This window comes from Faecalibacterium sp. Marseille-Q0746 (genome assembly GCF_017377595.1).
GTDB lineage: Bacteria > Bacillota > Clostridia > Oscillospirales > Ruminococcaceae > Faecalibacterium > Faecalibacterium duncaniae.
In genome coordinates this window covers 95,013-121,725 of sequence record NZ_JAFREI010000005.1, presented here as the reverse complement: position 1 = coordinate 121,725, position 26,713 = coordinate 95,013, and the positions used below count along the sequence as shown (strand labels likewise).

General features: G+C 44.7%; 29 protein-coding genes and 2 pseudogenes. 22 read left to right on the top strand and 9 right to left on the bottom strand.

All coding sequences use genetic code 11. The features are described from left to right. Positions 1 to 136 precede the first annotated feature (136 nt). Positions 137 to 280 (bottom strand): hypothetical protein, encoded by a 144-nt coding sequence (locus tag J3351_RS04740; protein ID WP_156061935.1) that lies wholly within the window; start codon positions 278 to 280, stop codon positions 137 to 139. A gap of 679 nt (positions 281 to 959) precedes the next feature. Here J3351_RS04740 and J3351_RS04735 point away from each other — a divergent pair. Then, on the top strand, positions 960 to 1,169 hold the full coding sequence (locus J3351_RS04735) for a helix-turn-helix domain-containing protein (RefSeq protein WP_181966865.1): 210 nt from the start codon (positions 960 to 962) through the stop codon (positions 1,167 to 1,169). A gap of 72 nt (positions 1,170 to 1,241) precedes the next feature. On the opposite strand, the gene J3351_RS04730 is transcribed toward J3351_RS04735, so the two are convergent. Then, positions 1,242 to 3,686, bottom strand: a complete 2,445-nt coding sequence (locus J3351_RS04730; protein WP_156061936.1) for an SIR2 family protein — start codon at positions 3,684 to 3,686, stop codon at positions 1,242 to 1,244. A 341-nt stretch (positions 3,687 to 4,027) separates the two neighbouring features. On the opposite strand from J3351_RS04730, the gene J3351_RS04725 reads away from it, so the two are divergent. The 14 genes and pseudogenes from J3351_RS04725 to J3351_RS04660 all read left to right on the top strand — a co-directional run bounded on the left by J3351_RS04725 (position 4,028) and on the right by J3351_RS04660 (position 16,631). Then, positions 4,028 to 4,921 carry a DUF6017 domain-containing protein gene (locus tag J3351_RS04725; protein WP_207697219.1) on the top strand — a complete coding sequence of 298 codons (894 nt, stop codon included), beginning with the start codon at positions 4,028 to 4,030 and terminating at the stop codon, positions 4,919 to 4,921. 6 nt (positions 4,922 to 4,927) lie between these two features. Next, complete coding sequence (locus J3351_RS04720) at positions 4,928 to 5,416, top strand: PcfB family protein (RefSeq protein ID WP_156061937.1); 489 nt, start codon at positions 4,928 to 4,930, stop codon at positions 5,414 to 5,416. Beyond that, positions 5,413 to 5,936: pseudogene (locus J3351_RS04715) on the top strand (type IV secretory system conjugative DNA transfer family protein); the annotation flags it as partial. The gene J3351_RS04720 and the pseudogene J3351_RS04715, both read left to right, overlap by 4 nt. A gap of 105 nt (positions 5,937 to 6,041) precedes the next feature. Beyond that, positions 6,042 to 7,970, top strand: a complete 1,929-nt coding sequence (locus tag J3351_RS04710; RefSeq protein ID WP_117527681.1) for a recombinase family protein — start codon at positions 6,042 to 6,044, stop codon at positions 7,968 to 7,970. After that, positions 7,967 to 8,353: a TnpV protein gene (locus tag J3351_RS04705; RefSeq protein WP_117527679.1), complete on the top strand. Its 387-nt coding sequence runs from the start codon at positions 7,967 to 7,969 to the stop codon at positions 8,351 to 8,353. The genes J3351_RS04710 and J3351_RS04705 overlap by 4 nt, the downstream gene beginning before the upstream one ends. 104 nt (positions 8,354 to 8,457) lie before the next feature. Then, complete coding sequence (locus J3351_RS04700; RefSeq protein ID WP_117527677.1) at positions 8,458 to 8,721, top strand: hypothetical protein; 264 nt, start codon at positions 8,458 to 8,460, stop codon at positions 8,719 to 8,721. Positions 8,722 to 8,767: 46 nt separating this feature from the next. After that, complete coding sequence (locus J3351_RS04695; protein ID WP_117527675.1) at positions 8,768 to 8,974, top strand: hypothetical protein; 207 nt, start codon at positions 8,768 to 8,770, stop codon at positions 8,972 to 8,974. 119 nt (positions 8,975 to 9,093) lie between these two features. After that, on the top strand, positions 9,094 to 9,696 hold the full coding sequence (locus J3351_RS04690) for a recombinase family protein (protein ID WP_117527673.1): 603 nt from the start codon (positions 9,094 to 9,096) through the stop codon (positions 9,694 to 9,696). A 254-nt stretch (positions 9,697 to 9,950) separates the two neighbouring features. Next, positions 9,951 to 10,376 (top strand): hypothetical protein, encoded by a 426-nt coding sequence (locus tag J3351_RS04685; protein ID WP_129873419.1) that lies wholly within the window; start codon positions 9,951 to 9,953, stop codon positions 10,374 to 10,376. 239 nt (positions 10,377 to 10,615) lie between these two features. Next, on the top strand, positions 10,616 to 13,222 hold the full coding sequence (locus tag J3351_RS04680; protein ID WP_156061942.1) for an ATP-binding protein: 2,607 nt from the start codon (positions 10,616 to 10,618) through the stop codon (positions 13,220 to 13,222). A 9-nt stretch (positions 13,223 to 13,231) separates the two neighbouring features. Continuing rightward, positions 13,232 to 13,720, top strand: coding sequence for a hypothetical protein (locus tag J3351_RS04675; protein ID WP_055192367.1), 489 nt, complete (start codon positions 13,232 to 13,234; stop codon positions 13,718 to 13,720). Positions 13,721 to 13,737: 17 nt separating this feature from the next. Next, complete coding sequence (locus J3351_RS04670) at positions 13,738 to 15,522, top strand: hypothetical protein (protein WP_156061943.1); 1,785 nt, start codon at positions 13,738 to 13,740, stop codon at positions 15,520 to 15,522. Positions 15,523 to 15,533: 11 nt separating this feature from the next. Beyond that, positions 15,534 to 16,208 (top strand): tetratricopeptide repeat protein, encoded by a 675-nt coding sequence (locus J3351_RS04665; RefSeq protein ID WP_117950304.1) that lies wholly within the window; start codon positions 15,534 to 15,536, stop codon positions 16,206 to 16,208. Between the two features lie 99 nt (positions 16,209 to 16,307). Then, complete coding sequence (locus tag J3351_RS04660; RefSeq protein ID WP_117527665.1) at positions 16,308 to 16,631, top strand: DUF3847 domain-containing protein; 324 nt, start codon at positions 16,308 to 16,310, stop codon at positions 16,629 to 16,631. A gap of 232 nt (positions 16,632 to 16,863) precedes the next feature. On the opposite strand, the gene J3351_RS04655 is transcribed toward J3351_RS04660, so the two are convergent. Then, positions 16,864 to 17,685, bottom strand: coding sequence for a PD-(D/E)XK nuclease family transposase (locus J3351_RS04655; RefSeq protein WP_117533906.1), 822 nt, complete (start codon positions 17,683 to 17,685; stop codon positions 16,864 to 16,866). A 100-nt stretch (positions 17,686 to 17,785) separates the two neighbouring features. Between J3351_RS04655 and mobQ the strand changes: the two genes are divergently transcribed. Together mobQ and J3351_RS04645 are read left to right on the top strand one after the other, a co-directional pair. Continuing rightward, on the top strand, positions 17,786 to 19,363 hold the full coding sequence (mobQ, locus tag J3351_RS04650) for a MobQ family relaxase (protein ID WP_337926896.1): 1,578 nt from the start codon (positions 17,786 to 17,788) through the stop codon (positions 19,361 to 19,363). Between the two features lie 14 nt (positions 19,364 to 19,377). Then, on the top strand, positions 19,378 to 19,551 hold the full coding sequence (locus J3351_RS04645; protein ID WP_156061944.1) for a hypothetical protein: 174 nt from the start codon (positions 19,378 to 19,380) through the stop codon (positions 19,549 to 19,551). 92 nt (positions 19,552 to 19,643) lie between these two features. Here the strand turns inward: J3351_RS04645 and J3351_RS04640 are convergent, their stop codons facing one another. The 3 genes from J3351_RS04640 to J3351_RS04630 all read right to left on the bottom strand — a co-directional run bounded on the left by J3351_RS04640 (position 19,644) and on the right by J3351_RS04630 (position 21,054). Further along, a complete protein-coding gene (locus tag J3351_RS04640) occupies positions 19,644 to 20,168 on the bottom strand; it encodes a PadR family transcriptional regulator (protein ID WP_117505393.1) in 525 nt (174 codons plus the stop codon). 204 nt (positions 20,169 to 20,372) lie between these two features. Beyond that, entirely contained in the window at positions 20,373 to 20,561 is a 189-nt protein-coding gene (locus J3351_RS04635; protein ID WP_097800015.1) for a cysteine-rich KTR domain-containing protein, read from the bottom strand. A gap of 4 nt (positions 20,562 to 20,565) precedes the next feature. Beyond that, entirely contained in the window at positions 20,566 to 21,054 is a 489-nt protein-coding gene (locus J3351_RS04630; RefSeq protein ID WP_097800014.1) for a hypothetical protein, read from the bottom strand. 111 nt (positions 21,055 to 21,165) lie between these two features. Here J3351_RS04630 and J3351_RS04625 point away from each other — a divergent pair, with 111 nt between their 5' ends. From J3351_RS04625 to J3351_RS04605, 5 genes and pseudogenes are all read left to right on the top strand, one after another. Beyond that, positions 21,166 to 21,684: a PadR family transcriptional regulator gene (locus J3351_RS04625; protein WP_097800013.1), complete on the top strand. Its 519-nt coding sequence runs from the start codon at positions 21,166 to 21,168 to the stop codon at positions 21,682 to 21,684. A 142-nt stretch (positions 21,685 to 21,826) separates the two neighbouring features. Continuing rightward, on the top strand, positions 21,827 to 22,195 hold the full coding sequence (locus J3351_RS04620) for a helix-turn-helix transcriptional regulator (RefSeq protein WP_156061946.1): 369 nt from the start codon (positions 21,827 to 21,829) through the stop codon (positions 22,193 to 22,195). Positions 22,196 to 22,438: 243 nt separating this feature from the next. Then, entirely contained in the window at positions 22,439 to 22,768 is a 330-nt protein-coding gene (mobC, locus tag J3351_RS04615) for a plasmid mobilization relaxosome protein MobC (RefSeq protein ID WP_117505388.1), read from the top strand. Continuing rightward, positions 22,729 to 24,080, top strand: a pseudogene (locus J3351_RS04610) (relaxase/mobilization nuclease domain-containing protein). Before mobC ends, J3351_RS04610 begins: the two are co-directional and overlap by 40 nt. A 6-nt stretch (positions 24,081 to 24,086) precedes the next feature. Further along, the gene (locus J3351_RS04605) at positions 24,087 to 24,527 is read left to right on the top strand and encodes a DUF6050 family protein (RefSeq protein ID WP_337926895.1); all 441 of its coding nucleotides are present in this window, start codon (positions 24,087 to 24,089) and stop codon (positions 24,525 to 24,527) included. A 264-nt stretch (positions 24,528 to 24,791) separates the two neighbouring features. Here the strand turns inward: J3351_RS04605 and J3351_RS04600 are convergent, their stop codons facing one another. The 3 genes from J3351_RS04600 to J3351_RS04590 form a co-directional block, all read right to left on the bottom strand. Next, positions 24,792 to 25,826 (bottom strand): reverse transcriptase family protein, encoded by a 1,035-nt coding sequence (locus J3351_RS04600; protein WP_112091833.1) that lies wholly within the window; start codon positions 25,824 to 25,826, stop codon positions 24,792 to 24,794. Beyond that, a complete protein-coding gene (locus J3351_RS04595) occupies positions 25,816 to 26,121 on the bottom strand; it encodes a helix-turn-helix domain-containing protein (RefSeq protein ID WP_112091832.1) in 306 nt (101 codons plus the stop codon). The genes J3351_RS04600 and J3351_RS04595 overlap by 11 nt, the downstream gene beginning before the upstream one ends. A gap of 102 nt (positions 26,122 to 26,223) precedes the next feature. Further along, complete coding sequence (locus J3351_RS04590) at positions 26,224 to 26,415, bottom strand: hypothetical protein (RefSeq protein ID WP_112091831.1); 192 nt, start codon at positions 26,413 to 26,415, stop codon at positions 26,224 to 26,226. Between the last annotated feature and the right edge of the window lie 298 nt (positions 26,416 to 26,713).

The window sequence follows — 26,713 nt, the reverse complement described above, 5'->3', positions numbered from 1 at the left end:
ATTATCTTTTCGCTATTGGGAGTTGACCGTATCCTTTGCGATAGTAACCTCATAGTGAGCAAGACAAAAGCACTTTCCCTTATTTGCAATGCAAATATAAGGGAAAGTGCTTTTTTGTAAGGGCAAAATTCCGCGTTTAAAGCTGTGCAAGACCTGCCGGGTGCCATTCGTCCCGGATGCCGATGTCGGCACAGACGATCTCACCGCAGAAGGGTGCGGAGCTTGGAGCTGTGTGCAGGGGCTTGCAGCTGTCAAACGTCACGGTCAGAACTTTTTTCATCGGTAAACCCTCCTTTGGTGGATTCGGGAAGTTCAGCCCGAAAACAAAAAAAGCGCGTTCCTCTTTCTGTTCCGAGAGAACAGCGAGTGAACGCGCTATGTATGGAGAAAAGTGATTTACACGGTTTCAGGCAGGAATGTGGAAAATAGATTTACACAGTTTATCTTGTGTTTACATGGATTTACAGGAAAGCGTTCGCCAATTTTAGCAGAGAGCCGGGAAACAGAGTTCAAAAGGTGCTTTATGGGGCTTCATTAGCTAGAAGCCTGATTTTATTAGCTGGAACCGAAAATTCTGCTAATGGCATTAGCTGGCTAATTTTGGTGATAGGTTCAAAATGAAAAATGCGAAGATCGTCTTTCACATGGAAAAATGACCTTCGCATTTTTTGAAATAGTGTCCTCAGGCGGATTCGAACCGCCGGCCTTTCGCTTAGGAGTTTGGCGTTTCTTTTGGTACGATATACCCATCATAACTTCCCATTATTTTTGATTCGCTATGGCATCGTGTGGTTACTGGTCAATCTGCACAAAAATCCGTAAAATACTGCCTCGTTATGGCCTGTTCAGAATGTCAAATTAGCAAATTCTTAGCACGGATGATGGCAGAAAGCCCCTTCTCCACAAGGAAAATCAGATAGGCATAGTCAAAATGCCTACGAAAAATGGGAGGCAAAATTATGAGTACATCGCAGGAAAAGAAGCTGCCGAGCAACAGAACCTATACCGTGGATGACATTGCCGCAATCCTTGGCATTGCAAAATCTACTGCATACCGGCTGGTAAACTCCGGAGAATTCAAAACAATTCGTATCGGTTATGCGATTCGCATTTCTCGGAAGTCGTTTGAGGACTGGCTGGCCATGGAAGAACCAGAGGAAAAAATTTAATAACCAGTAGTGGCGCCATCGACTTTGCAACGATGGCGCTTACTACATTTTATGGCAATTATAAGATCGGTTTTACTCAGAAATTATTTGGAACAAATCTTCCAGATCGCGATAGGCATCTGACGATACAAGAGTTTTTCTTGCTATAGTTTCACATATTATTTTGGAAACTACATTAAGATAGTTAAAGGAGTCCTTTTTTGCAAAAGCATAGGTATTGTACGGGGAACTTAATGCATTGTGTAGGGTATGAATGGCTATTGTGTTATCCTCAACACTTGCATAGCTGTTTACATAGCATTTGTGACTCAAAATAAGAGCCTTAGTATATAAAACATGTGAAGCCGAAATATAAATTTTTTCGTTATGGTATTCATTATAACGACTATCGAATACTTGAAATGCTACATTAGCATCTCTAAATGCTTTGTCAAGATACTCCAATTTTTTGGCTTGCTCTTTTTCGAAGTATGCCGATTTAATATAGCACTTAGCTCGTTGATGCATATAATTGGGATCTGCTGAAAGAAGTTTGTTTAGTCCCTCGTATATTTCTCTAATCAAACCTAATCCATGTTCTCCTCCGGTTTTGTTTGAATAGAAAATTTTATTAATGCTATCAAAAAGTATATATGCACCGTAAGAATTGCTTTTGTCGCCACGCAATAAGTTCGGTGTGCCTTCTAAAGATAAGATTCTTGTAATTATGTATTTGTAAGCTTCTACTATTGCTTTATGATTTTTCTCTTCACGAGCAAATATTCCTAATTGATAGCATAGCCAGAATTCAGCATTGACCACATATTTTATGGAGGAATTATCATCAAAACTAGTTTCAAAAGTCCATGTTGACTCTTGATCTATTAGAGGGACAGTAGCTTTGCATTGTATAGCCAACTCATCGTATAATTCCAGTTGCGTAGCCCTTGCTGAGTATATCTTTCTTTCAGTCGCCAAAGCTATAAGCGCAGCTATTTCTGGAACAGAGTCAAAGCGTGGTACGATATTATAGTACTTGTTCTTTTCGGAAAGTTCTTTGCTCAAATTAATAATATTATCAACAATAGTATCAGTTTCTTTGAATACTCCTGCGCTGACCGCTGTAAGTAGTGGTGAAATTTGTCGCCATTCTTGATTATTTAACTTGTTACCTATGGGAATTTGAGGAATATCACCCGATTTAATGTCCCCCTGTACCTCGTGTAGTTTTAAGATTCCATTAACTGCCCTATTATGTTTGTCAACGGCGATAACAACATTTACATCATTTTCTTTAAGGAAAGAAATATGGGAAACAAAATATTCAATCTGATCGTCCGAAAGAGAGGTGTCATCTGCAAGAATTACACAGTTTTTTTTGCAAGTTAAATCTTGAAATGCTTGATCTGTCAGTCGGTCTTTTGTTTCAAAGAAGAAAACATCCCTATTCTTTATCCGACATGCAATATCAACAAGGACATAGGATTTTCCACTACACCCAGAACCAACAATAAATTGAAGTGGGCGAGTTGAAAGATTATCAAAAATAGAAGCTGTAACTTTTCTTGAGATAAAGAAATAGGGAATTGAAATTGCGTGATCTTTGCTTATTAAACTTTTTCCAAAAAACAGATACGGTTTATTACTCTCGTAGTCATCAGCTAATTGTATAATCGAGAAATGTTTGTATTCATCTAAATCATTAACACTTATTTTTTCAGCCTCTTGCCCTGCTTCATATAGGCATTCATATATTTCATTGTATGAATTGAAAACAATGCAGTGAGTTATTCCGTATTTCTCATACTTAAATTGCTCTAATGGACTGGGTTCTTTAATCGTGCAAAAATATTTTGCTTTACCAATCTCGTTTTCTGACGAACAAGCTAGTAAATCAATTTCATCATCTAAGCTGCAGCCAATAAAAATTAAATTTTGATATATGCTATCATGATGTAATTTTTTTAGCAACGATTCATTACTCTTTAAACTATTTACATATTGTTTCTGTGTAAAGACTTCACTTTTAGCGTCTTCATATGTGAGCATTTCTGCCACATCACCGTGCAGCTTAATTACACAAGAAAAATCATCAAAAATTCCCTTCTCAATGGGGCGATTGGAATAAACAATGTGCCGATAACAACTGTTAAACTCTATTCCATCATCGATATTAAGCGTGTATATATACGGCCAAAAAGGTCCCAAAAATTTCCGCTTAACATCTTCTAGTTTTACTTTGGTAAAGTTGAATTTTAAATATTCTTTTTGGGAAGAAATGGGGATAGCGCGATGATATATATCCGAAACATTAGAAAACGAATCCCTTTTAAGCGAGTCAATTTCTGCTTGTGCCAAGGATAATTGCGCAGCAATTTTGCTTATCATATATTCACTATAATCTTTCCCTGATGGGACTTTACCTTTGTAAGCATCACACCCTCTAGTAAACCCGGATCCAATCACTGGAATTAACATTTTTCTGCGCATATTATTAATTAATTCGTCTTTAATTTGAGTGAAATTAACCACTTTCATAGCAATCACCTCAAGATAAACTTTTGACTGTATAAATTTCAGATTATTATTTATTGTACCACAGTTCCCTAAATCTAACAACCATCTCTTTTTCCATTGCCTTCCAGAACACCATAGGAGTAATCCTATGGTGTTTTTGCACGATTACATTTTTCGTTTAATTTTTAATACATATTACAAAAATGGAATGGAAATAGGTCAAAAATCTCACTTTTTTCTCCCGCAATCAGCTGGACGGCCGACGCCCATAGGTTTTCCCCTCTTGGGCATCTGGGCGGCATAGAGGCCGTCTTTTCCTCGAAAACAAACACTTTTCCAGACCGCCGAAAGGAGGTGATAAGATGGCGGTATTTCGCATTGAGAAAAACCGCGACTACACGGTGATGTCCAATCACCACCTGCGCAACGCGGGGCTGTCACTGAAATCCAAAGGACTTCTCTCCATGATGCTGTCCTTGCCGGAGAACTGGAACTACACCACCAGGGGCCTGGCTAAAATCTGCAAGGAGGGTACGGATAGCATTGGCTCCGCCCTGAAGGAGCTGGAGCGAGCCGGATACATAGTCCGCAATCGGCTCCGGGACAGCAAAGGCAAGATCGTGGATGTGGAGTATGTCATCTACGAGACGCCCCATCCCCCGGATACGGGCCAGCCGTGTGAGGACGAGCCGGATACGGCTTGTCCAGATACGGAAAACCCGGATATGGATAACCCATGTCTGGAAAACCGGCCGCAATTAAATAAAGAAAAAAGAAATCCTGAAGAACAAAATACTGATTCACCAAGTACGGAAGGATCAAATCCTATCCAATCAAGCCCCCAAACCCCCGCAGGGGCTAACCGGACCGGACGGGACTGGATGCGGGAGCGAGAGAGCTATCGGGAACTCATTTTGGAGAATATCGAGTATGACTATCTATGCCGGGATGACCGGCTGGACCGAGATATGCTGAATGAATTGGTGGAGCTCATGGTGGACACCGTCTGTTCCCGCAGGGAGACGATCCGCATTGCCGGGGACGACTATCCGGCGGAGGTGGTCAAATCCCGGTTCCTGAAGCTGAACAGTTCCCACATCGAGTATGTGTTGGACCGTATGCGGGAGAACACCACCTATGTCCGCAACATCAAGAAATATCTGCTGGCTGCCCTGTATAACGCCTCGGCCACCATCGACAGCTACTATGCGTCCCTGGTGAACCACGACCTATACGGCAGCGGAGAAAGGAGATGATAGGCCATGCAGGAAGAAGTCACCCAGCGCACCGTTGCCCTCTGCGTGGAGGCCACCAAACTCTCCGCCGGAATGCTGCAACAGGCCATGAAAAAAGTGCTGGACGAGATGCAGAAAGGAGTGACCGGCCACAAAACCAAGCTACACCACGGCAAGCAGACCCTCCGACAGATTATGAAACACAACACCGGCGTTTCCAACATCGAGATCACCGACCAGAACATCAGGGCCTTTTCCGCCACCGCCAAGAAGTACGGTATTGACTTTGCTCTGAAAAAGGACACCAGCGACGAGATTCCCCGCTACCTGGTGTTCTTCAAGGGCCGGGATGCCGACGTTATCACGGCGGCCTTCCGGGAGTTCTCCGCAAAGAACCTGGAGAAAGAGAAAAAGCCCTCTATCCGCAAGGAGCTGGAGCAGGCGAAACAGCAGTCCAAAGCCCAGCACCGCCAGCGGGAGAAGGTCAAAACCAAAGACCGGGGTGTGGAATTATGACGGTTGGCTTGAAGAAGGCTCTCATCCTCAACCTCCCGTATCTGCTGTTCGTGTATCTCTTTGATAAGCTCTGCCAGGCGGTGCGCCTTGCGCCCGGTCTTGACGCCTCTGAAAAGTTCCTGCATTTGAGTCAGGGCTTTACGGAGGCGTTTTCTTATGCGGCACCAAGCCTGCATCCGCTGGACCTGCTGGCAGGTATCGCCGGGGTGGGCATCGTCCGGCTGGCGGTGTACGCCAAGAGCAAGAATACAAAGAAATATCGCAAGGGCGTTGAGTACGGCAGCGCACGATGGGGCACGGCGGCCGATATTGCCCCCTATGTCGATCCGATCCCCGACTGGAACATCCCTCTAACCCAGACGGAAAAGCTCACCATGTCCAGCCGCCCGAAAAATCCCAAGTACGCCCGGAACAAAACATCCTGGTCATCGGCGGCAGTGGCAGCGGCAAGACCCGTTTTTTCGTCAAACCCTCCCTCATGCAGATGCACAGTTCCTATGTAGTCACCGATCCCAAGGGCTATAATGAACAAGGATAAAGCAAAGATGCGTTTACAAGAGGATAAAAATATCGTATCTTTGTTACATATCGTACCCCCTACTAAAAACACAAAGAAGGTGAAACTATGGCAAAATCCAACCAAGGAAAAATCACGGCACTGTACGAAAGGCTTTCCAGAGATGATGAACTGCAAGGTGAATCTAACAGCATTCTGAATCAGAAAAAGTATCTGGAAGATTACGCTCGCAAAAACGGCTTTAACAATATCCAGCATTTTACGGACGATGGATACAGTGGAACAAACTTCAACCGTCCCGGCTTCCAGTCCATGATTGCCGAGATTGAAACCGGGCATATTGCAACTGTCATTGTAAAGGACATGAGCCGTTTCGGACGCAATTATCTGGAAGTTGGATTTTACACAGAGATTCAGTTTCCTTCAAAGGGTGTTCGGTTCATCGCTATCAACAACAATGTTGACAGTGCCAATCCCACAGACAATGACTTTACCCCTTTCCTGAATATCATGAACGAGTGGTACGCAAAGGATACCAGCAATAAAATCCGCGCTGTGTTCAAATCGCGGATGCAGGATGGCAAACGGTGCAGCGGCAGTATACCCTACGGTTATAAGCGGGTTCCCGGTGATAAGCAAACTCTTCATGTAGATGAGGAAGCAGCTTCCGTTGTCCGCAGGATCTTCGATATGGCAGCCAGCGGTGCCAGTCTTGCACAAATCGGGCAGACGCTTTCGGAAGAAAAAGTGCTGATTCCGTCTGCATACGAAGAACAGCATCATCCCGAAGCGGCCCGGAACCATTCGTATCACGACCCCTATCGATGGAATACGACCACCTTGACCTATATTCTTGACCGACAGGAATACCTCGGCCATACAGTGCTATGTAAAAGCATCCGTGAGAACTTCAAACTGAAAAAGCGCCGTGCTGCGACCCCGGAAGAAAGGATTGTATTCAAAAATACCCATGAAGCTATCATCGACCAAGAAACATGGGATAAAGCACAGCGTCTGCGCAAGAGGAATCCGAAAAAACTTCCGAGCGGAACATACTCGCACCGTTTAGCCGGGATGGTGTTCTGCGCTGACTGTGGCTCCCGAATGAGTTTTTCCAGCCCCGAATCCAAACATCGGGATTCTGATGTGGTGTATGATTCGGATTCTTCATGGCAGTGCAGCAAATACCGTAATATGTACGTTTCCTGCACATCCCATTTTATCAAAACCTCAACCATTGAAGCCGCTATTCTCAATGCAATCAAAGCGATGACAAAAGAAATTATTGAAAATGAGGATGAATTTGCCGAGCAGCTTCAAGCTGCATGGGAAAGCCAAAACACACAGGTATCTTCCGAGAGTAAAAAAGAACTGCATTCAGTTCAAAAAAGAATAAACGAGTTGGACGCTTTGATTCGGAGCCTATATGAAAACAGCGTCTTAGGAAAAATCCCAGAACGACAGTATCAGCGGTTGATGGCGCAATACGATGAGGAACAAACTGTCTGCGAAGCTCGCATTGCCGAGTTGAAGAAAGAACTGGACGTCGTTGAAACAACGAAAGTTGATCTGAAACGCTTTATCAAACTGATTCGGAAATACAAGGACTGTGAAACGCTGACAGATGAAATGCTGTACGAACTGGTAGAAAAAGTGGTGATTCATTCCGCATCTGGCGGACGGACGATCTACCGTCAGCAGCAAATCGACATCTACTTCAATTTTATCGGTGACACGTTCCCTAGTCAAATTGAGATTAGTCGCGGCGACAAGAAAAATCTTACAGAACAGCGACTTGCCAAGCGTAAGAAATATCAGAAAACTGCCGGGGAAAACCGCAAAAAGAAACGTGCTGCTCTGCGTGAAGCTGCTAAAACTGATCCACAGGCGGCAGCAGAGTATGAAGCCCTCTTGCAGAAAGGCCGTGAACAATGCCGCAAGTATGCCCAAAATAAAAAGCTGGCTCAACAGGTGCCTGCTGATACAGTTCCCATTCAATTTGAACCGTCTGAAGAAATGAAAGGAGAATCCGCATGACTACCATGAAAAAATCCATCCATGACAACGCCAACGGTCTGGACTACACCCTTGTCAACGACCATTATCTGCCGAACCTGACCGCAGCAGCCTCGGCAGAGTACCCCACCGGGCGGTGGGGCCGCTTACATAAGACGTATCTGAAGGAGCAGCACCCTGTCCGGTATAACCAACTGCTCCTGTCCGGTGAGTTAGGCGGCTATCTTGCCAAGCTGGACAAGCAGGCCGAGGAACAGCTTGCGTTGACTGTCCGGCAGATGCAGAAAGCCGAGGGCGTGACCGAAGACCTGAAAGCCGCCGATCAACTGGAATGGGTGCGCCGGATGAACAGCATCCGAAACCGCGCCGAGGAAATCATCAAGTCTGAGCTGATTTTTGTCTGATACAATATTGCATCTCTGACCGCCCTGCACAACGCACGGCGGTCTTTTTTGTTACATCGGGTCTGCACAGGGCAGGCCCTTTTTTAATACGGAGGTACAAGCCTATGAAACTGACGTTTGAAGAAAAGAAGCTGCTCTTCACCTATGGCTGCGCCGATCTGGAACTGACCCGCAAGCGGCTGTACGAGATTGCCGGGCTGACGGTTGACCCAGACCAGAACAAGCTGGTGTATGACTTCTGCCGGAAGTTGGAGTGTGAAACGCTGGCAGACTGGTACGACCAGATGTTCTACTTTGTCCGTGCTGAGATGGAGTGCTACACCAACATGCTGCTCCTGATGCAGGACATCGAGGAGGACGAGGACTAGGGACCGACCATCTTTGACGAATCCGTGGGGGAAGAACTGATTGACGATGTTTAAGCTGGAGACCATGATCTACGCCAGTGAGGACGGAACGAACAGCGTGTTTACGCTGAATCCTGCCTTACAGAAGCAGCTTGATGCCCTTGCATCGCAGCACCCGAAGGTGTGCCAGAGAAATGCAAGGGGCGAAGCCGGTGGGGTGACGTATCAGGTTAGGGGCGCTGCGCTGGCTATCCAGCCTGTGCGGGCATCCTGAAAGCGATAACCGATCTACTATGGTAGAATAAAGAGCAACGGGCAAAGCGTCAGGAGGGATGCTTTGCCCGTTTTATATAGAACGATGAAAATCACTTTTAGCAGAAAGGGGCGAATTTATTGGGGAATTTATATGGCTATATCCGGGTCAGCACCCGTGACCAGAACGAGGACCGGCAGTTGATCGCACTGCGGGAACTGAAAATCCCGGAGAAAAACATTTTTATGGACAAGCAGTCTGGCAAGGACTTCAACCGTCCGCAATATAAGCGGTTGGTGCGGAAATTGAAAAAAGACGATCTGCTCTATATCAAGAGCATCGACCGTCTTGGACGAAACTACGCTGAAATTTTAGAACAGTGGCGGCTGCTCACACAAACAAAAGGCGCTGACATCGTGGTGCTGGATATGCCGCTGCTGGATACCCGGCGCGGCAAAGACCTGATGGGCACTTTCCTGAGTGACATCGTGCTGCAGGTGCTCTCCTTTGTGGCGGAGAACGAGCGCACCAACATCCGGCAGCGGCAGGCAGAGGGCATTGCAGCGGCAAAGGCTCGCGGTGTGAAGTTTGGCCGACCGCCCCGGCCGCTTCCAGACAACTTCTATGAGGTGCATAAAGCATGGAGAGATAAGAAATTGACCCTTAAAGAAGCTGCGGAAACCTGCGATTTACCCGTAGGTACGTTCTATGGGAAATCTATCCAATTTGAAAAGTCCACCTAAGCAAACTCCTTGCAAAATTTTGAAAGGTGTACTTTTTAAAACGATGATATATTTTCGTTGAAACTTCCAATTTCTCTTGAATTAAAGCGAGATTTGTGGCATAATGCCTTATAAAGAGTGAGCTTTGCAAAATTTTGAAAAGTACACCTTTTAAATTCAAAGAACACTTCGAAGCAACCGCTAACCCAAAAGTGAGTATGCTATTTTCAGCTATAATATTAAGTTCCACTACTGTAATTATAGGATGTCTTGTCGTGTTAATTACCGAATCTTTGTACAACTTGCTCTACAACCTTCCATCCGCTCCACCTGAAATGGGTGGCTTGCTTGGGCAATCAAAAAACACAATTAATACCATTTTTGTTGATTCAGGAAAAATATCTTTTAGGAAATCTTGCCAGTATGTTCCCAATGAATTGCTTTTGAATCAAACAATATCGGACTGGGACGCTCAAGGAATTATTTTTAAAGGAATATTTCACACCCATAAAGAGGGGCACGGATGTCAATGCTTGTCATCTGCGGATATTGTCTATATTCGATCAATTATGAATGCTTATGTGAAAAAGTTGTATTTTCCGATTGTTATTCCTCATACTGGAGTTTTCCCTTATCTCGCAGTTTATGATCAATTATCCGGACTTTCTATTACGCCCGAAGAATTGAATCTGACACTTTAATACAATAAAAAGGAGAAAAACATTATGGACAAAAACAATATAACCTCTGTGAAAATTCCTGCGGGTGCCTTTTGCGGACACAACTGTTCTGACGGATGTATCTATTGGAACCCTTATGACCGTGATAGTAATGGCCGCCAGTACTGTTCGCATTATGATACTTACTACTATCCGAGAGAGCGCCAAGGATGTCTTAGTTATGAAGACTAATTGCTTCGATTGCACGGAGGGCGTACCCCATGATGTGGCATTTCTATGAGATTCCGTACATTCCCGATTTAGAGCTAGTTAAATATCAATCTCTTGGTGAACAAGGTATAGATGGTATTCTTGAGCGACATAATCGTTTTTTACGTCAATGGCAAAGGAATACTGTTCTAATCCATACAACCCTACATTTTTTCCTTAGCTATACTCATGAACGTCCAAAAGGGCGTCGTCTGCAAATTTTCTTGGCATTTTCTTCCGATCAGACTGTAAACTTTGAATCAATAGATGCGCTTATGCAAGCAAGTCCTTTAGCTGACTACTATAAGATTGCTCCTATTGAAGATGTTCCTGTTTGCTTGCGGAAATCATTTACAAATATTCTTCTAGTCAAAAAACAAGAACAAACACGTCTTTCCACAGGAGATACGCTATTTACAGTCGAAGGCTGGAAATCCAATCCCAAGTCACGTCTTTATGAAATGGAAAAAACCGCAGAGGCTCTTAATGAGGATATGGTTTATCATATTTCAATCTATGGAAGTGACACCTATAAAACTGCACAGCAGGCCTTACAAAAGCCTATCGCAATTCTACGTGAGAAAGCATTGGGCCGTAGTGGGCAAATCACCCTCGCCGATAACAAAAATCGTCCGCGAGATGTCTCAGCCGAAGAAACCCTACGGATATACGAAGAGTTTTTATCAGATGTTGCCAAATCGCCTTGTTTTTTTGCCAACATTTTACTTTACGCAAACCAAAAAAGTAGTGCGCATTTTTTGATGGATGCTGTCTGCGGAGAAGCTATCAAAGAAGGAACTTGTGAAATTCAGGAAATTCCCAGTACGGCCACACCGTTGGAATTGCAGGAAGTAAATCAGCCTTACTGCAATCTTCTACCACCCTCTTTAGCATTCTGGCCAACCGCTTATACACTTGATGAACTTTCTTCTTTCTTTCGGCTTCCAATACTATTTGATGGCGAGAATATCGAAATAAAGAAGGAAACTGCTCCGAAGTTGGAGCAAACTGGCATTTACCTTGGACAAACCAACAATGGGTTGAGCGCTTTTATCGATGCATCATCCTTCAAAAAACACGCTTTCATATGTGGTGTTCCCGGCTCTGGTAAAACTAACACCATGCTGCATCTCGCTAATAGCCTATGGCATCATAAAAAGCTAATCAAGGATGATACCGATAATTTGTCGGTCACTTTTAAAGAAGAAAGTGATCCTATTCCTTTTTTGGTTTTGGAACCCGCCAAGCGTGAATATCGAGAACTTTCTAGGTATGATATTCCAGAGTTAATTATTCTTTCTCCTTCAGCTAGTACAAAATTTCCTATGAGGTTGAATCCCTTCGAATTCCCGAAAGGACTCACACTTTCAGAACATATCTCTAAACTGTGTCAGGTTTTTGAGGGTGCTTTTCCGATTGCTCCACCAGCTCCTTTTATATTGGATAAAGCTATCGAAGGTATTTATCGAGCACATGGTTGGAATACCAATGATATTAACACCGGGGAAAAAGAATATCCGACCATGTCGGAATTATATGATCGCTTTCAAAAAGAACTTAGCCAAACAACTTATGACAGCGAAATTCAAGGTAATATTCAATCTGTTCTGGAAATGCGTATTGGCAGTCTCCTACGTCGGGAAATGAAGGACATTTTTGATGTAAAACACTCTACATTCTCTCCAGAGGAATGGCTAAAGCACCCTGTCATTGTAGAACTCGAATCGTTAGGAGAAGGTCCTGCCAACTTTGTTACGTTGTTATTATGTACCCTCATTCGAGAAACTTTGAAAGCCTCTCCTCGTGCAGATGAAGAAAAGGTTGTCCGGCATATCATTTTTATCGAAGAAGCCCATAACCTTATCGCTCCTGAAGCACAAGTAGCATCTGGTCAAGATTCAAATCCTAAAATTGCCGCTACAGCATATATCGTTAAAATGTTAGCAGAGGTTCGTGCTTTACGCGAAGGTATTATCATCGCAGACCAGCTTCCTACTGCTATGGCACCTGAAGTTATTAAAAATACTAATATCAAGCTGATTCATAGACTTACCTCTATAGATGATCGACAACTGATTGGCAGCACAATGTCTGCTAGTGGCATTCAACTAGAACATGTTGCAGTTTATCGTCCGGGTGAGGCCCTAATGTCTTATGAAGGACTTCAGCGACCATTTGAACTCAGAATTCAAGAGCAAAAAGGTCATGGTTCTGAAACGCCCAATGACGACGAACTATATGATATTATGCTTCACAAGCCAGCATTTTTTCAGTTGGCGCAAAAAGAAGAAAATCTAAAGCTAGAAACTCTAAAAGAAAATGTTAAATCACTAAAGAAAAAGGAGGTTGAAGCTCTTTGTGCACTCTCCGAATATGACTCATCCGTACATACATCCACTCAAATCACAGATTTCTATTGGCACATGGAAAATATTTACACCTCGATTGTAATACTTCGTTCACAATACCGAAGAGACTGTCAGGCGATAAATGAACTTTTCATTTCAGCCGAAAGAAAAGCGATGTTGGATGAATTGATTCGCAGTATAGGAGAATCTCTCCAACAAAAAATCAAAAATAACGTTGTTTTTCTTGATTCGAATGGCCAATTAGAATGAGGTATTATTATGGCTGAAAATTTTAGTATTGAGCATTCCAGAACGAAAATCACTGAGGTAAAGAAAACTATTGAAGATAAAAAACAAAAGCTGGACGAGTTAAAGCAACAAAAAAAGAGTCTTATGGATGCCGGGCTTGCGTTGGATTCTTCAAATTTAGATTCAGCTGTTCAAGCTACCCTTATGGAAAGCATTAACGATTCTCTGCGTGATGTTGAGAACAAAGCTTATGACGTTTCGAAGGATGCAAATCAGAATCTACAGAGCCTTGAACAAATCCGGCAAAATGTTGACGATGAAATCACAGATAGTCAAAAGGCGAAGAAGAAACTCGACCAAACCAAGAAGCTGTTAGACACATTAGGTGTTGGAAAATCATTAGAGAAAGGAGTAAACAAGCTGGATGACCACTTACAGGAAGCAACCGGCTTAAAAGGTGAAGTCATTTCAGCTATGCAGGATTTGGAAAAAGTCTACCGTCAGTTAGATCAAATTTAAAATGGGAGGAATTATTTATGGGCTTACTCGGATCTCTTTTTTCGGCAGCCGCCGATATCGCAAAGGAAACTATCACAGAAACAATGAATCAAAATGAAACCGAAAAATTCATTAAGATAATGATGGAGCGCGATGCTCAAAACGCTGAAGCAAATGAAAAACTCTATCAAGACTGGCTCACGCATGAAAGAAGCAACTATTTTGCGGCTAAAAAGAATACTATCATTCATGATGCCTTTGATGTTCTGATGGATTCTTTTGAGGATACCGGAAAATTTGATTTTTCTGCTGTGGATAGTTTGAGCGATGAACTGAAGAACAGCGATAGCTATAAGCAGGAGGCAGCTGATGTTGTTAATCTATGCTGCGAAGCTCTAGTTAAACTGCATCAAAAGTGTTGTATTTCCATTCGATTTGTTATGCAGACAATTCACAATTTACAGCGCTTCGCCGATATTGTCCCTAGCATTCGAGGCTTGGATCGTCATTATGATGCTTTCTTCCCTGTTGACAATGCCGATTGCAGTTTTTTGACAGATTTCGACAGCATTGCGGAAGGATTAGAAGCTGCCAAAAATGATTCTGATAATTATCTCGCGATGGTTGGAAGCAACAGTCCGTTGTCAAGGCTTGCAGCTTTGAAAGATATTTTGAAATCGGAAGACTATGTTGCTGCTGTTTCCAATTTACTTTTTGCCGATCAAGAGGTTGCTCCTTATGCAGGTATGAAAAAAATGATTCTCTGTCTCTCTATGGAGGAAACAGACGAAGCTACCGCTCTTCTTTTGGATACATATTGTACGGTTATTATGAATTATTTACGGCTTTCAACAGCTAAAGAAAAAGTCGGAAAAGATAATCCTTTTATTTCTGCATCAACAGAGCAAATCCTGCCAATCGATCTTTTGATTGCTCAATCTATTAAATCTTCGAAATCTGGTAGCCCGCAGGAAGTTGATACCAATCTCGATGAGTTCCTTGAATATTATCCTCTGATTTGTACATCTAGCTGGGAAGATCAGCTTTTCATACTTCAGAAAGTTTTTGCTTACCTCAAAATGTATTCTCAGGAGAGAAAGGTTCTTGAATTTTTAGTCAAAAACAATATTCCTCGTACTGAGCAAATTGATCGTCGGTTAAACTTTTTGAAAAATCTTAATCAAAATGACATTAGTAATGCGGCCAACAGCATAGAGGAATTTAGCATTCAGACAAGTGATAATGAAATTGCATATGATTATCGATTTATTTCTTGGACAGTTTCGGAAATAAACTCCTATATGAACCTTTTAACTAGCGAGGACAAAACACTCGATCTTCCTATGGTTGTTGCTGAATGGAACAAGAAAATTCCTCAAAAAAATATTCGCTGGAGTACAGATGCTATGCAAGTTTACCTTGATAAGTATCTCCATGAAAATTTTGGTGATCTGTATACAACCAAAATTAAAAACTGCGGTGCAGTACTCTCAAATGAAGTAGAGTACGAGCCTTCCGTCTATATTGAAGCAACCGACAGCGCTAAATATCCGTGGCTTTCGTTTGTTGTTACTGGTGAACAGCTTACCATGACACAAGTTTCCTTCGCTATTTATGCGTTGTATCTGCCTACGAAAGACTCCCAATGCACTCAGGCGGTTGATACAATCGAACAGAATCAGAAATACCAAAATCGACTGATTACTTTAAAACAAGCTCAGAATCCTAAAATCAAGAATTATATTGAGTCCATCAATGAAATTCTGATTTCTGGTCTTGAAGCATGGCTAAATAACAACAATACTTCTAGCATGTATGATTAAGGAGAAAAAGTATGGAAGACATCAATACCTTAACTCAAAAAGCCAATTCAGGTGACGCTGTTGCCATGCGTAAGCTGGGTTATGAATACCTGATTGGAAAAAACATTCAAAAAGACGAAAAAAAGGCATTTCAACTTTTCCGTGCAGCTGTTTGGGAAGGCGATTTGAATGCGACAATATACTGTGGCTATTGCTGTAAAACTGGTGCCGGTCTTGAAAAGCCTAACATCGTCGCAGCCGCACGATACTACGAGTATGGTGCACGTGCAGGAGTTGCCGCAGCGCAATATGAACTTGCCAGAATCTATATTGATAAAGAGATGGGGGATGCTTGCTTTATTGGCGGTGCTAATCCGTATATTGGTTGTGAGCGTTGGCTAAAAAAGGCGGCTGAACAAAACTATATCTATGCAGAAGAACTCCTTGCAGATAAATACTATGAAGGTGCCTATATTGTTAAGGATGTCAAAGCTGCAATTTACTGGTACGAAAAAGCTGCAAATCAGGGTAGTGTCTATGCAATGTATCAAGCAGGCTACGTCTACTACACTGTGCCAATTGACTATAATAAAGCTGGACAGTGGTTCTCTCTTGCAGCGGAAAAAGGCAATAAGGATGCTGAAGATGTATTGCGCAACCATCTAAGGTACAACCGTTTTACTAAGAAATGGGATGCTATTCGCTAATCGTATAAATCTTTTTATATAGCTCAAGAACCAGCGTATCTGTGAGATTCCAAAGCTCATAGATGCGCTGCTCCTTTTTTAAATCATTAGAGGAGCGTGATGCCATTGACCCAACCAAAAAACAGCCTATCCTACCTCCGCAGCGAAAAATCCAAAGCCGAACAAAAGCTGCGCTCTTGTCAGCACCGGGAGAAAATCCTTGAACGTCAGATGTCAAAGCTGAACCGGAGAGAGCGTGTGCATCGCCTTTGCACTCGTGCCGGAATGCTGGAAAGCTTTTTGGTCTGTCCGGGAGAACTGACCGACGATCAGGTGATGGAGCTTCTGAAGATCTCGTTCCGTCAGCCGGAAGTCGTACTGGCTCTTGCAAAGATGGTGCATGATGTTCACGAACGCAGCAACGTCCAAAACCCTTTAGAATAAAGGGCGCAATTATACACCGTTCCGGTGAAATTGCGGTCTTGCAGACGGCTCGATGAAATCGAAGCTGGCGTTTGTGCGCCAGCCCGATTCCATCCCAAGGAAAACTGTATTTTCCTTGCGCTGCTTTGCAGCTATCTTTTTGCAGAAGAACACGATATAAAGTACAAAAGCCGACTGGGAAAATCCTAGTCGGCTTTTGAATTTTTAGGGATAAAGTTCAATCAAAAGAGCATCAAATTCGTTGCAGTAACATCTTACGGTCATCCTCAGAAATCCCCATGGCATCCATAGCCTGTTCTGGGCTGAGATTCATGTTTTTCATCAGGTTCTTTACAGACACCAAAAGAGTTTTGATGTTCTGCTCAGCAGCGGTTTCGTCCCGCATTTTTTCCATAGCTCTGCACATAGTTGCCACTCCCTTCTCGTTTTCTTTGAAGTACCATACTCGATTGGCCAAAATGGGATAGTACATTTTGCTGGAATCGGTACAGAAAAAGTCATGCATCAATTTACCAAGCGCCGTTTCATCCTTGATCTGCGAGTTGACATAGATGATATGAGCCTGATCATTAAAGATCATTCCGGTTTCCTGAACAGTTCGGTCAATATGATAAATCGGAAGCCCCGCCCTCAAAATATCGTTTTCTGTGATAAAGATGACATAAGTTTCATTCAACGCATCGTATTCCTCACCGGAATCTGTCAGATTTGCATCAAGCAAGCTGCTATTGTAGCGAGCACGTTTTTCACTGGCGCCCCGGTCACTGCGCTGGACTTCAATATTGTATGCACGGTTGTTTCGGTCTACCGCCAGAATGTCCAGCCGAACCGAACGTCCCTGCAAATTTTTAATGCTGTATTGTCCATGAACCTCTCGCACAATCAAATCGTCTCGCTTCAGAATGATTCGGAGCAAGAACTCTGCGCAGTCGTGGTCTTCAAACACCGCAGCCATAAAATCATCATCAATCAAACGAAACTCTCGAATCCGCTGCAAATCTTCTTCGTGCTTCCGTTCAAAATCCAGTTCCTGTTGTGTTTTTCTTTCCGACATTGGCTCACCAGCTTTCTGTTTACTTATCCAAGATAATAGTATCATAAATCCACATTTTTTACAAGAGAACGTTTCAAATGCTCACAAGGAGGTGATTCCGATTCCGTGTCCGCACTTCAAAATCTCCATCGTAAAACGCAGCCAAGGGCAGTCTGCTGTGGCCGGAGTCGCTTACCAGAGCGGCGAGCGACTGTTCAGCGAGTACGACCAGAAAACAAAATTCTACAACAAGAAGAAAGAACTCGTCCATGCCGAGATCATGCTGCCGCTCCATGCGCCGCCCGGATATGCAGACCGTGCCACGCTCTGGAACGCAGTAGAAGCCGTGGAGAATCAATGGAACTCACAGCTTGCCCGCCGCATCGTGCTGGCACTTCCGAGAGAAGTTCCGAAAGACCAGTACCTTCCCATGCTCAAAGAATTTTGCAACGAGCAGTTCGTTTCCAAAGGCATGGTTGCTGACTTCGCCATCCATGACAAGGGCGATGGCAACCCACACGCCCACATTCTGCTGACGCTCCGGGCAATGGATGAACACGGCAAGTGGCTTCCGAAAGCCAGAAAAGTGTACGACCTTGACGAAAACGGTGAGCGCATCCGGCTCCCCTCTGGCAACTGGAAGTGCCACAAGGAAAACACGGTGGACTGGAACGACCAGAAGTATGCCGAGGTCTGGCGGCACAGTTGGGAAGTTGTTACCAACCGTTACCTTGAAGCCGCTGGCAGACCGGAACGTGTTGACCTCCGCTCATTCGAGCGGCAGGGAGTGCAGCAGATTCCGACCGTCCATCTCGGCCCTGCCGCACACCAGATGGAAAAACGAGGAATTGAAACCTTTCTCGGAAACCTCAACCGGGATATTCGAGCCGCCAACAGCCTGATGCAGTCCATCCGCAGCACCATCCGTGGTCTGCAACGCTGGATCGCAGACCTGACCGAAAAGAAACAGATTCTTCTGGACGCTCTGGAAAAGGCAAAGGAACCCACGCTGTCCGACCTGCTGGCGGATTACTTCAATCTCCGCAACGAGCAGCGCAGCAACTGGTCGAGTAGGGCGCAGATAAAATGTACCGCCCGTGACCTTGCCGAAATCATGCAGGCTGTTGATTATCTGAAAGCCCATTCTCTGAACACCATCGAGGATTTGGATACCGCAATTTCTAACCTGAACCAGACTGCCGCCCCTCTCCGCAGACAGTTGAAGCAGAACGAAAACCGTATGCGGGCAATCGCCCAGATTAAAGACGCTGCCGCTGTCCACGCCAAGCTGAAGCCAATCCATGATGCCTTTATTAAGAAGAACTTCAAGCTGATCAAGGACGCTTATGCCGCCCAGCACAAGGAGGAGCTGGACACCTTCAACAAAGCTGTCCGCACTCTGATGAAGCTGAACGGCAGCACAGCGGTGGATTTTTCGGCATTGGATGCCGGATTTTCTGCGCTGCAATCCAGCAGCGCAGAGCTGCGCACCCAACTGGAAACCTTGCAGCCGGATATCTCCGCACTGAAAAATATCCGCAAGTATATCGACCTTGTGCTGAATAAGCAGCAGCTTTCTGCACCGGGCGGCAAGATGCCGGAAAAGGAATCGGTGCTGAAGAAGTTGAACGATAGCAAGGCAGCACTTGAACAGAAAAAATTACAGCCCCAGCAAAAGGCAACTGAACACACATTGTAAAAGGAGAAGCGCAAATGAGCAAAACTATCACATTGACCGAACATCGCCCCTCTGACGGACTGTTGACCATGCGAGTCAGAAACACAACTTACAACGTCAACATCTTTTTCAATCCGAACGCAAAGAGCACATTGGATACTCAAATGCGAAAAATCATCCAAAAAGAAGCGAAAGCCGGTAACTTTTGAATTTGCAGCAGCATCTTGATTTTTTATCTTGACAAAAGGCAGCCCAAACGGAGCTTCGAACAGGATGGTCAAACTGCTTTGGGGGCCTGTACTCATTCTTCTAAGAACTGCCCTTCAAAGTGATCCAGCCATTCCAGAAGGGCTCGATAGAGAAGCTGCTTCTGCTCAAAAATCGTTCTCCCAAACAAAGGAATGTCTGCAAATTCCCGCGCATAGCCCTCGTTCGATTCAGCCGAGGACTGTATGCTCCGGCGCAAAGTCGAAACCAGCTCCAACGCTTCGGCTTTGTCCATCTTGTTCAAATTGGTAATGACCACATTGAAATCGAATAGCAAGGGTACTGTGCCAGCGGCACAAGAGGCCATCAGCTCCTTGAAATACGCTCTGCCCTGATCGGTAATGGAATAAATGGCCTTATCCGCAAACTTATCGCCCTTGACAATATCGCTTTGAAGATAGCCCTTATCGCTCAGCTGGAGTACTTTTCTATAAATAGAAGGTACACTTATTTTTGTCCAGCGAGAAAGATGGTGGTACTCCACATCCTTTTGAATGTCATAGGCGCTTTGGGGTTTCTCCAAAACAATGCCAAGTATAACTAAATCGATTGATGACATAACGACACCTCCACTTTTACTATTATCAATAGTACTATTAATGATAGCAAAAGTCAAGGCAACTGACCAAAAATGAACTTCAAAACTTTTTTCGTTGGCCCTCTTATTAAGCCATCTACCCCGTAGCATTTTCCTTTTCTTCCACCGAGGGAATCACAGAAAAAGTGAAAACAGAGCCGATAACATCGGAGTTTTTTCTCTGTGTTATCGGCTCTGCGTCTTAGCGTCTGGCTCTTGCACGATGGATAGATTTAGTTGTCGAACTGCGATTAAAGTTTCATGCTTGCATTTGGGACAAAACAATGGGAAATTTTCAAGAATGGTATCGCTGCGGATTCTTAATCGTGTTTTACTGCCGCAGACAGGACATAATACCCACTCAATATGACTCATATCCTTATTGCCCGCAGCAAGTAACCCGATATTCCTTGATATGACCGGGGTAAGAATGTACTTTGTCCATAAGCGGTCCTCTTGCTCCCATTGTAAATGCGATGTCACTGCTTTTAATCGACATGAGAATATCCCCACAGGAAAGATTCAAATATCGCATCGTGTTTTCGGGCAGCCTCACAACACCGTTTTGAGAAATATGCAGCCAAGTATAGCCTCGTCCTTTATAGCGAACGAATTCTCCTTCATCAATCGTGTACTGTGACAATGCGGGACAATCATCTAATATATGCTTCAATTTTGATTGCCCAAGTAATTGTTTGCTGGTCACGCAAAATCCGCCCGTGATTTTGCTCCCCGTGAAAATAATAATGCGTCCTTCTTTTTGAACGGGATATTGTTCAAGAGTCTCTGCCGGAAAAAGTATTTCTCGCCTATTGCTGATGGCAGAAAGTCCAAATACATATTTTCCACCCTTATTTAGTTGCGGCATTTTACTCCCCCTTGTATTTTGATTATAACTGTGGTACAGTTATAATATAATGTTGTAGTACTCTATATATAGAGTACTACAACTTAAAACTAAAGTCAAGGGGTATGCGTTATGCTCTCGAAATCTGCTACTATGTTATTGGGTCTGATCAATCAAAGACCGCTTAATCCATATGAAATTATCAAGCAACTACAAATCATGAATGTTCATCGTTGGTACAACATCGCCAATTCGACAGTCTACGCTACACTAAAAGTCTTAGAGAAAAAAGAATATATTTATGGCAGCGTTGAAAAGGATGGAAATATGCCCGACAAGACGATTTACTCGCTTACAGACAAAGGGAAACAAGAATTTGTGGCAACATTACAGCAATCAATTTTGTCCTTCGACTATGATACCAACATTTTCTCGATTGCCGCATTTTTTATTGATGCGTTAGATGATCCGCAAAGTCTGCTTTCACAGCGTTTGAAAATATTAAATAGCTATCTTGAGGGAATTGAGCAGCAGATAACAGTCATAAAAGACGACATACCTTCCATTGCAAAAGCTAATATTGAACGAACTAAATATATTGTTGAAGCAGAAATTGCAGGTACTGAGAGTTTGATTCATGCAATATTGTAATGACCAACTGTTGAAAGCTGCTTGGTATCTGATAAACTAGGTGCGCAACCCCAGATTATGAATTATAAAATGTAGATATATAGCATATTGCAACATTCCACGGGCAAAGTATGAAATATACAATGTAAGTGGGTGATGCTATATGGCGAACATTGAAGATTGCCCCGGTTTTGAAACTTTCGGTGCCGATGTAAAAGCCGCACGGAACGCAAAGCATCTGTCGCGCAGGGCATTGGCGGAAATCATCGACATCGACTCCCGGTATCTCGCAAATATCGAGAACGAGGATACGATTCCCGCTCTGCCGGTTATCATACAGCTTATCAAAGTGTGCGGACTTCCCGTGGAACGATACCTTAATCCAGAGGTCATGCGGGAGGAAAGCGCACAGCGGCAGTGTGTCAGCCACAAACTGAGGCTTTGTCCGGAGCACTATTTACCAGTCATTGAGGGCGCAATCGACGGAGCGCTGAAAATTAAACAATCAGCGAAAGAAACGGAGGGTGTGTGAGCACCCTCTGTTTTCGTTTTCCTAGGGCGGCTCTGCCGCCCTTTTCTTTTTGAAAAATCCGGGATTTTGCGGGCAGACGAAGGTATTTCCGGCATTGTATTTACGGGGGGAGGAGCGTAGAGCAAGCACAGCAAGTGTGGCCACACTTGCGAATTTTTGCTTTAGGGAACCCCTTGCCCCTAAACACAAAATTGCTTGTTGGGATACTCCCAAACCCTTATGCAGAAAGGACGGTGTCGCCCTATGGTAAATCGAAAACGCCCCATCATACTGCGCTGCCCGGTAACAGCGGAAGAACGCACCCTAATCGAGCAGAAAATGGCCCAGCTCCAAACAAAAAGGATCGGTGCCTACCTGCGGAAGATGGCGATTGACGGATATATCATCTATGTGGACACCAAGGACATCAAGGAGATGAACAAGCTCCTGTCCGCCATTGGCCGGAACATCAACCAAATCGCCAAACGGGTCAACGCCGAAGGCTCCACCTATCAGGCTGACATGGAGGAAATCCGGGAAAGGCTGGATCAGATATGGCAGTTACAAAGACGCATCCTATTAAGTCAACGCTGAAAGCCGCCATTGACTATATCTGCAATTCCGACAAGACGGACGGGAAGCTGCTTGTATCCTCCTTCGGCTGCGCTGCTGAGACCGCCGACATTGAATTTGAATGGACACGCCGCCATTCCATCGACAAGGGCACGCACCTGGGCCGCCACCTGATCCAAGCCTTTGAGCCTGGAGAGGTCTCCGCCGCAGAAGCCCATGAGATTGGGCTGCAGTTGGCAAAAGAAATATTGGGTGGCAAGTACGAGTTTGTACTTACCACCCATATTGATAAGGGGCATATTCATAATCATCTGATCTTCAATGCGGTCAGCTTCACCGACCATAAGCACTACCATTCCAATAAGCGTAGCTATCACGAAATACGCCGGACCAGTGACCGGCTGTGCAGAGAACACGGCCTGTCCGTCATCGTCCCCGGTCGGGACAAGGGCAAGTGCTACATTGAGCATCAGGCCGCACAGAACGGCACCAGCTACAAGGCACAGCTGAAAGCCGCCATCGACCGGCGGATACCCGCATCCTCCAGCCTGGAAGATTTGCTTGCCCGCTTGCAGCGGGAAGGATACGAGATCAAGCGCGGAAAGTATATCTCCGCCAGGGCGCCGGATCAGGAGCGGTTTACACGGCTCAAAACTCTGGGCGCCGATTACAAAAGGAAGAAGCCGTTGTCTCCCGCATTGCCGGAGGCCCCCGTCCCTCCAGACAGCCCCAGCAGCGCAGTGGGACGGTCAGCCTGCTCATTGACATTCAGAACAACATCAAAGCCCAGCAGAGCGCCGGATACCAGCGGTGGGCCACCATTGAGAATCTGAAACGGGCAGCCGCCACCATGAACTTCCTCGCTGAACACGGTATCGGTAGCTATGAGGAATTGGAGGAACGGTGCGACGCTGTTGCCGCCGCCTCCATCCGCACCAGAGAGAGCCTGCGGGATATGGAACAGCGGATCACTGATCTTGTCCTCCTGGGAAAACAGATCGACACCTACCGCAAACTGAAGCCCGTCTATGACCGATACAAGGCATCAAAGGACAAGGAAAAATTTCTGCGTGGCTTCGAGAGCGAGATTATCTTGTTCGAGGCAGCAGCCAGGGAGATCAAGAAAGCCGGACTCGCCAAACTTCCTTCCTCTGATAAGCTGAAAGCAGAACTGGACGGACTCTCCGCCCGCAAGACCGCCCTGCAAACGGAACTTCGGAAGATACAACGGGAAGAAACGGAATATGATACCCTCCGCCAGAATGTGGACGCCCTACTAGAAAGGCCGAAGGAACAGGAACAGCAGCGGCAGCGGAGCAACGACTTGGAGTAACAGGGATTGGGCGCTTTTTACCAGTCTTTGCAAAACCCCTGGGCGCATGGTTATCCGGCTGATATAATGGAACCAGGAATGGAGGTGCTGACTGTGACGAAATCCGAAGTAATCAAAGAGTTTTTCAAAAAGAGCGTGCTGCCCGTGGCGGTGGCGGCTTTGCTGTACTGCATTTTCAAATCCGCCTACACAAAAGATGGAGTCACCGACTATGTATGGCTGTTCATCCTTTGCGGCCTGCCTTTTGGCATCCCTCGGATGTTTGCCTGGATCGTGCCGGGCGGCTCTTTGGGAACCGCTCTTCCGCTGTTCCTGCTGAACTTTATTATTGGTGGAGTGATCGGCGGTTTTGTCCTGGTCTGGCGGCTGCTGGTGGCTGCCTGGTATATTCCCTTGACCATCTATCGACTGATTACAGCAAGAGGAACTTCCTATATTCCAGAATAGCACTATGGAAATGTGGAAAACGGCCGCTCTGCCGATGGAAAACAGATATTCACGGCCCGCTGGAAAAGCTGCTCGCTTTCCCACAGCCCGCAAACACCGTTTCCCACAGCTCCGCCCCTCTGGCCGTTTACACACATTCCCACAGCGCCTACTACAACTATAAATCCCTCCTGTCCTATCCGAATCTAATTGAAAGAGATAAAAGGAACAAAAAAGAAACGAGAGCGTCACCCTCGGTCTAAGCCGAAGGCGGCGCTCTCGCACTTACTTAGTAGCTGCTCGTTGTTTTATACGAATTTTCTTGTTGTGTCTGCGAATCTGTCTTTTTTGATTTGATGCAGATTGAACATCTGGTACCTTGATTTGGCTCGTTAACCGTCCAATTTCAGGAAACTTTCCTTCTTCGATATTGCGGGCGGCCTGTATCTGTCCTTTTAATGAAAGAATTTGTTTTGCATCTTCTTCAGAACAGGTTTCAGGACCAATAAGGGGCTTCAGCGTCTGAAACGCATTATATATGGTATTTTGAAGCCCATTAGGTACAGCAAGGGACTGTTCAGGCGTGACTACCGTTCCTGTAATTGGTTTGTAGTCAGATGGACCATAATACTTTACTTTGGGATATTTAGGCTTGTGACCATATTTTCTCAGCACACAATCAATCATTTGCCTCAACTGATTGGGAGAAAAAGGCTTTGTACTAGAGAAGGTCATATCATCCACATACAAAGTGAATTTGCAACCGCATTGTTTCGCCAAATCAGCGATTTCTGAAAACATATCAGAATAAGCATAGAAAGCCATAATCTGACTTGTTGGACACCCGGTTGGGATGCCACCATTGTATGTTATGATGTCAGTTAGTTTTTTAGCCACATCCGGGGAAGTTTTCAATTTCTGCACAAAAAACTGGTACACAGGTTCTCGCGTGCAGTTATCATAGAACTTTTTAATATCAACAGTCAGAACATATTTTCCATCGAGATGTGCCTTTCCATTGTCTATATAACATTTTTGTTTTTCTCCAGAGATAAGCCATTCAGGCCGGATGACCCGGTGAAGCAGGTAAAGGATTCTGCGCTGGATAGCTTTAAGTATCTTATCCGGAGCAGTTATTTCCCTTTTTTCATCAGAATGCTTTTTGTCGATTTCAAATTTGTGATACCTGATGATACTATCAATTATTTTGAGGCCGCCGGGCTCAAGACACAGAAGATGTTCAAGACGCTTTTTCGTCCGGCATTTATAAAGAGCACATTGAGTTATGTCATATTTTCTAATCGGCGCTTTATTCTTCATCTGGATCACCTGCTGCCGCAGACATACTTTGTATCAAGTGTGCCATCATGTTTCTGACAAAGGCAGTTCCTTTGCCAGACTTCTCTGCTTCATCCATGTTTTCAGAAAGTAATATCAAAGAAGATAATCGGATACCGTAAATATCAGCATATTTTTGGAGTAAGTCCAAAGATGGTTGCTTTTTGTTGTTTTCAATTTCCGAAAGGTAACTCGCAGAGATGCCAAGTTCTGAACTCATTTCACTGGCCTTATATCCATAAATGATACGCGTACGCTTCAACACATCTCCAATCATGCTCGCCACCTCCCAGCTATTTAGATTCAATCTATAATACAAAGCCGCTTGGGCTAATAAACAAAAATTAGATGGGCTTCCCGTTTGCTGCACCACCTCGTCTTACTTCTTGAACATCTCACAAAAGCACTGGATGATTTGTAAAACCACCAGCAGCACTTCAAGCGCCTTAAACGCTAACCGGAATACGGTCTTGCGCCATTTACGCTTGAACTTGAAACGGTGAGAAGTCCGGGGGACCGACGAGTTGCCGGGACTGTCCTGCATGAACAGCGATTTCTTATGCTTTTGCATAACATACCTCTTTCGAGAACCACGAAGTATAGTTGGTGTGGCTCCCTCCCGGGAAAGAGTTGGTGCATACAGGGCAACCCATCTAATTCCTTTGGGCATGGCCCAAGCTCCCGGCTTGGGCCATGCCGGGCGACGGCGCATCGGGGGTCAAGCCGTGTGCCGCCCCCGTGGGGTAGAACACCGTTAAGATGTTCCGCGAGTGCTGACGCACTCCAATTTGGGGGAGACGACCAGTAGAACATCCGCTCTACTCTTCGCTGCAATACTATGGTAACAAATTTTTATCCATAAGTCAAGA

Bases quoted from the DNA above. Each gene is read 5' to 3' on its own strand.
- J3351_RS04740 (WP_156061935.1), bottom strand. From the start codon at position 280: ATGAAAAAAGTTCTGACCGTGACGTTTGACAGCTGCAAGCCCCTGCAC.
- J3351_RS04735 (WP_181966865.1), top strand. From the start codon at position 960: ATGAGTACATCGCAGGAAAAGAAGCTGCCGAGCAACAGAACCTATACC.
- J3351_RS04730 (WP_156061936.1), bottom strand. From the start codon at position 3,686: ATGAAAGTGGTTAATTTCACTCAAATTAAAGACGAATTAATTAATAAT.
- J3351_RS04725 (WP_207697219.1), top strand. From the start codon at position 4,028: ATGGCGGTATTTCGCATTGAGAAAAACCGCGACTACACGGTGATGTCC.
- J3351_RS04720 (WP_156061937.1), top strand. From the start codon at position 4,928: ATGCAGGAAGAAGTCACCCAGCGCACCGTTGCCCTCTGCGTGGAGGCC.
- J3351_RS04710 (WP_117527681.1), top strand. From the start codon at position 6,042: ATGGCAAAATCCAACCAAGGAAAAATCACGGCACTGTACGAAAGGCTT.
- J3351_RS04705 (WP_117527679.1), top strand. From the start codon at position 7,967: ATGACTACCATGAAAAAATCCATCCATGACAACGCCAACGGTCTGGAC.
- J3351_RS04700 (WP_117527677.1), top strand. From the start codon at position 8,458: ATGAAACTGACGTTTGAAGAAAAGAAGCTGCTCTTCACCTATGGCTGC.
- J3351_RS04695 (WP_117527675.1), top strand. From the start codon at position 8,768: ATGTTTAAGCTGGAGACCATGATCTACGCCAGTGAGGACGGAACGAAC.
- J3351_RS04680 (WP_156061942.1), top strand. From the start codon at position 10,616: ATGATGTGGCATTTCTATGAGATTCCGTACATTCCCGATTTAGAGCTA.
- J3351_RS04675 (WP_055192367.1), top strand. From the start codon at position 13,232: ATGGCTGAAAATTTTAGTATTGAGCATTCCAGAACGAAAATCACTGAG.
- J3351_RS04670 (WP_156061943.1), top strand. From the start codon at position 13,738: ATGGGCTTACTCGGATCTCTTTTTTCGGCAGCCGCCGATATCGCAAAG.
- J3351_RS04665 (WP_117950304.1), top strand. From the start codon at position 15,534: ATGGAAGACATCAATACCTTAACTCAAAAAGCCAATTCAGGTGACGCT.
- J3351_RS04660 (WP_117527665.1), top strand. From the start codon at position 16,308: ATGCCATTGACCCAACCAAAAAACAGCCTATCCTACCTCCGCAGCGAA.
- J3351_RS04655 (WP_117533906.1), bottom strand. From the start codon at position 17,685: ATGTCGGAAAGAAAAACACAACAGGAACTGGATTTTGAACGGAAGCAC.
- J3351_RS04645 (WP_156061944.1), top strand. From the start codon at position 19,378: ATGAGCAAAACTATCACATTGACCGAACATCGCCCCTCTGACGGACTG.
- J3351_RS04640 (WP_117505393.1), bottom strand. From the start codon at position 20,168: ATGTCATCAATCGATTTAGTTATACTTGGCATTGTTTTGGAGAAACCC.
- J3351_RS04635 (WP_097800015.1), bottom strand. From the start codon at position 20,561: ATGAGTCATATTGAGTGGGTATTATGTCCTGTCTGCGGCAGTAAAACA.
- J3351_RS04630 (WP_097800014.1), bottom strand. From the start codon at position 21,054: ATGCCGCAACTAAATAAGGGTGGAAAATATGTATTTGGACTTTCTGCC.
- J3351_RS04625 (WP_097800013.1), top strand. From the start codon at position 21,166: ATGCTCTCGAAATCTGCTACTATGTTATTGGGTCTGATCAATCAAAGA.
- J3351_RS04620 (WP_156061946.1), top strand. From the start codon at position 21,827: ATGGCGAACATTGAAGATTGCCCCGGTTTTGAAACTTTCGGTGCCGAT.
- mobC (WP_117505388.1), top strand. From the start codon at position 22,439: ATGGTAAATCGAAAACGCCCCATCATACTGCGCTGCCCGGTAACAGCG.
- J3351_RS04600 (WP_112091833.1), bottom strand. From the start codon at position 25,826: ATGAAGAATAAAGCGCCGATTAGAAAATATGACATAACTCAATGTGCT.
- J3351_RS04595 (WP_112091832.1), bottom strand. From the start codon at position 26,121: ATGATTGGAGATGTGTTGAAGCGTACGCGTATCATTTATGGATATAAG.
- J3351_RS04590 (WP_112091831.1), bottom strand. From the start codon at position 26,415: ATGCAAAAGCATAAGAAATCGCTGTTCATGCAGGACAGTCCCGGCAAC.